Below are 4,220 nucleotides of genomic sequence, written 5' to 3' on the forward strand. Positions count from 1 at the left end.
TCTACTAAAAACTGCCAGCACAATTCGGGGTGGCAAAACGCCTTTAAAACGTCGAAAACCCCAGTATTTATATGGTTTCACGCAGATTGAGTTTTTTAAACTTACGATTAACTCACAATTTAAATAGAACGTATTATTCTGTTGAGACCGTATAAGGTTTTCTGGCTACTGTGCGAAGGACATTATCTACTATTGGCTTTCCATAAAAACGAATAATTTCATTCTTCTCAGTTTCGCTGCCACGCTCAAAAATGCGGTTGATAACGGCCTTACGCTGCTTCTGCCAATCAATTTGATTGATATTGGTATCCCAAAACAAGGATTCCTTAAGCAGGGACAGATTTGGTGTTTTTGATTGGAGATTTTCTTTTTCTCTTGCTATGTCATAATACGTCTGTAAAATTGCCAAGGCGCCTTCTTCCAGTCCAAGTTTTTTTTCAATTTTTAGTGCCAGGGGTCTATTAAGATTTCTTTTCCCATTGGTAATGGCATTCAAAGTTTGCGGATATTCGCCTATGTCCATAGCGAAGGGACGTTGTTTTAGGGAACGCTTTTTTAGCTCACGTTTTAAAACAATTCCCGGGTGAATTCCTTTATATTTTAAAAGATTATTCATAACACAAGTATAAACAATTTTGTTTATAAAAATCGATAGGTTTGTTTCAATATAACTTCAACCCGAATATTTAAAAATGTGGTTTTTAAAAACCTTAAGCGTGTATCCAAGGCTATCATCAATTTCGAAATAATCTGGAACATTTTACTATTTGCCAGAATTATTTTTGGATTATTTATAGTTCAGTATAAAATTCAAACCACTGGTGTTATTTCCATGTCCCACTATCAAACCAGGAATCAATTTTTCTTGTACTTTATTCCGCTGATGTATTTCCTAAATATTCTGACTATTCTTTTAAATTCTTTTAGAATTCAAAAAGACCTACATGTTTTCTATCCGAAAATTAATTTTATTGGCAAATAGCTCACTTAAATCCGAATAGACTAACTGACGAATTATCAAATTAACTAATTTACTGTTATTCGAAAGATCTACTAAAAACTGCCAGCACAATTCGGGGTGGGAGAATTATGTCCTAAAGCCAAGAATTTATTCACGGAGTGATCGAAAAAAGACTAATCGATATTCAATTAGAGTTAAGTCACTAGTAAATATTTGAGTGGACAAAACCAACAGTTATGGCTTATCTACAGAATAAAAATCCTGAATAACCCGGAATAAAAACACATTCCCCATAGAGGAACCAGATATGTCAACAAGATATTCCGCCTTGGCCTATTGGCTGAATACTTAGTTATTGTATGGTGTTATTTTTTTATTCCAAATTTTTCAAAAATCTTATACATTTCGGAAATACTTTTATACGGATCTTTAATATTAAATTCCCCTAGTTTCATTGCATTTTCAATTGCAAACTCCTTTTTTTCTAACAAAAGATTGTAAATATCATTACTTCGGTTTTTGTAAAACTTTTCGCTTTTTTCATAATCTTTTATGTGGGACTTTTTAAGTATTTTTTCTACATCGGTACAATTAGGAAAGAATTTCCCAATTGCTTCATAATGCAATAATATCCATAACTCAAGACAGGGTGTATTTACAAACAGTTCTACATTTGTGATATTTTTATCTATATGATTTTTGTATTCCTCAAGTTCTTGTAAGGCTGTTTTCTCCCCCGGTTTTACTTCCCTAGTTTCTTTTAATATGGTATCAAAATCAATAAGCCAAACTACTTCATCATAAATCTTTGAATTTTCTATTACGCTTTCAAATTGTTCAGAAAGTTTTTTCTTCTTTGGCAATTCAGGTTTTAAGTCAATTCTTGGTAAATCCTCGTTTTTCTTTAGCATTTGTATATACCAAACTTCGGTTTTCCCATCTACTATTATCGAATAGGTCCGTTTACCTTTTCTATGTTGATTTCTCTTGTTCCTAATTCGAGCCATTTTCCAATTCGATATAATAATCACTTAAACTTGGAACGGCCCCTAATTTTCCTGTTTTATAAGCATTAAAAATTGAGCCTGTATCTTTTCTGACAACGGAAGAATCAAAGTCATCTAGAGAAAATAGCTCTGTACATCCATCATCATCTTTCTCTGTAAACCATATTGCATCACTCCGTAGTATGTCTTTTTCAATCAAAAGTTCCCTATGATGAGTTGTAGCTATTAGTTGAGATGCTTTTGAGTTTGCTAGAAACGATAAAAGAAAGTGTTTTAATAAATCAGGATGCAGCGATGATTCAATTTCATCAATAGGCACTATAAGTTCATCGTTTATCATTAAACTTAATAATCCGCTAAATTGATAATATCTTTGAGTTCCTTGAGATTCATCATTATATGACATCAAGAAATTATCATTATTAAGAGAGTGTTGAAAAAATATTTCTTTTTTTTCAATCTTCCCAGTTTCTCTTAATTTATCCAATTTGTCATTAGGGACTAAAGATTTTTTATTGATAAATTCTAAAACATCATGATCTACTTCGCTTTCTTCACTTTTTATTACAACGTCTGATATATTGAAATCTGCTTTCTTAAGAAAATCAACAATATCATTTTTGCTAATTTTATCGTTTTCTATTCTTGTAGAAATGAAACTCAATAAACTAGTTTTTGAAGAGATCATTGGTTTCAATTTATTATCAAACCAATCTACAGTCTCTTGAAGTTCTTTTGATTCAAAATTTGTTTTAATATAACCGCCTAAAACCGTATTATTCCATAGAGTGTTAGCTTCTAGTGTAGATTTATGTGCTTTGTTGATTTTAATTTTACTGCCAAATTCAATTTTTGTTAATTGCTTGGAAAGTTCGGTATTTCTTCGAAAAACTAACGCTTTGTTCGGCTTGTGATAGTAAAGCTCCTCAAATACAATAGAGTTTGTATTTAATGCAAGGTTGTAAATGTATTTTATGTTATTTTGAAAAAATTCTATTGAAAAATTCGTGCTTTTATTCTTTGATGCTTTGTCAAATAAAAAAGGACTGAAGTCAATAACTTCATTTTTTTTCTCTAAAGGTTCAAGGATTAATTCTTGTAAAAACTCTAAACTTTCTAACAAGGTTGTTTTTCCTGAAGCATTAGCACCATATATTAAACCTAATTTCAATAACCTTAAATCTTTTGTTGCGTTTATAATGAAATAGTCCTCTAAATCTTTTGAGTTAGAAGCTTCAAAGGATAAAGTAACTTTATTCTTAATAGAACGATAATTTTCAACTGAAAAATTGATTAGCATCTATTTTTTATCTTTAAAATGTAATTCACTTACAAATATAAGTCAAAAAATGAATAATATAACAATAGGTTGGTTTAATATTCCTTAAATAAATATCACTCATAAGGATACCCAACTCGCTATAATCGTATTCTCTCCACAAACTCGTAATCCCACATTCTTTAAAGAATTTACATTCCCTCAAAAATATTTATAATGCGTAAAGAACAAGAATTGTTTGCTTTGATTGAGGAGTTTGAAAGTAATGCTCTTTGTGAGAGTTATCGAAATCACTGGAAAAAGCCAGAACGAAAACAGAAAAACTTATTTGGTTGGGAATTAACCCAGATTAAACCCGTACCTTATGTCTTACCGGAATGGATGGTTGAGATGTACCTCAGAGTCTTATTTTTGCATACCCCTGTTGCCAAAAACCTCTTAAAAATGAACATATTAGCTTAATCGAATACTATTATCTAGAAGTTTAATTAACCAACCCTGGTTAGTATCCGCAAATATGGAGGTTTGAGAAGCGCAATCCAATAATAACCATTGATGATGTCTATTCTATTGGTTTTTCTTACGTTCAATCAATGTCTTTTTTTAATTTTTCAGGATTTTGTCTTGTATCAAAGATTGTAATTATCTCGATTTCCTTCTTATTCGACCTCAATCTGTAGTAGAATGCGGTTTGTTTAGTCACACGATTTAGGACAACTATCGGGTTGATTAGACATTTGCTTGATTTTTTCAGTCAGCTTTGAAATGAATTTATTTCTAGTTTTTAAACTCTAATTTTTATAAGTATTCCGAAAGTTTTAAAAGTTTTGATTCAGCAAGTTCGGATAAGAATAGAATACTTTCATTCCCTATGAAATTTTCTTTAAAAAAGATTCATAGGAAATTCTTTTTCCGTTATCTAAATTCTCAATTCCTTTTTCTATTTCTTTTTGTTCGGACACACTAAGTTCAT

4 protein-coding genes are annotated in these 4,220 nt (G+C 30.7%); 1 reads left to right on the top strand and 3 read right to left on the bottom strand.

Annotated features, from left to right (window positions below):
• Window positions 1-133: 133 nt before the first annotated feature.
• From DET49_RS18255 to DET49_RS18265, 3 genes are all read right to left on the bottom strand, one after another.
• Window positions 134-616, bottom strand: coding sequence for a transcriptional regulator (locus tag DET49_RS18255; protein ID WP_133550281.1), 483 nt, complete (start codon window positions 614-616; stop codon window positions 134-136).
• A gap of 710 nt (window positions 617-1,326) precedes the next feature.
• The gene (locus DET49_RS18260; RefSeq protein WP_133550283.1) at window positions 1,327-1,968 is read right to left on the bottom strand and encodes an RloB domain-containing protein; all 642 of its coding nucleotides are present in this window, start codon (window positions 1,966-1,968) and stop codon (window positions 1,327-1,329) included.
• The gene (locus DET49_RS18265; protein ID WP_133550285.1) at window positions 1,955-3,268 is read right to left on the bottom strand and encodes an AAA family ATPase; all 1,314 of its coding nucleotides are present in this window, start codon (window positions 3,266-3,268) and stop codon (window positions 1,955-1,957) included. The genes DET49_RS18260 and DET49_RS18265 overlap by 14 nt, the downstream gene beginning before the upstream one ends.
• A gap of 195 nt (window positions 3,269-3,463) precedes the next feature.
• On the opposite strand from DET49_RS18265, the gene DET49_RS18270 reads away from it, so the two are divergent.
• Entirely contained in the window at window positions 3,464-3,709 is a 246-nt protein-coding gene (locus DET49_RS18270) for a hypothetical protein (protein ID WP_133550287.1), read from the top strand.
• The last annotated feature ends 511 nt before the right edge of the window (window positions 3,710-4,220 follow it).

It is taken from the genome of Salegentibacter sp. 24 (assembly GCF_004362395.1).
GTDB lineage: Bacteria > Bacteroidota > Bacteroidia > Flavobacteriales > Flavobacteriaceae > Salegentibacter.

Coding starts and splice junctions, on each gene's coding strand:
- DET49_RS18255 (WP_133550281.1), bottom strand. CDS start 616: ATGAATAATCTTTTAAAATATAAAGGAATTCACCCGGGAATTGTTTTA.
- DET49_RS18260 (WP_133550283.1), bottom strand. CDS start 1,968: ATGGCTCGAATTAGGAACAAGAGAAATCAACATAGAAAAGGTAAACGG.
- DET49_RS18270 (WP_133550287.1), top strand. CDS start 3,464: ATGCGTAAAGAACAAGAATTGTTTGCTTTGATTGAGGAGTTTGAAAGT.
- DET49_RS18265 (WP_133550285.1), bottom strand. CDS start 3,268: ATGCTAATCAATTTTTCAGTTGAAAATTATCGTTCTATTAAGAATAAA.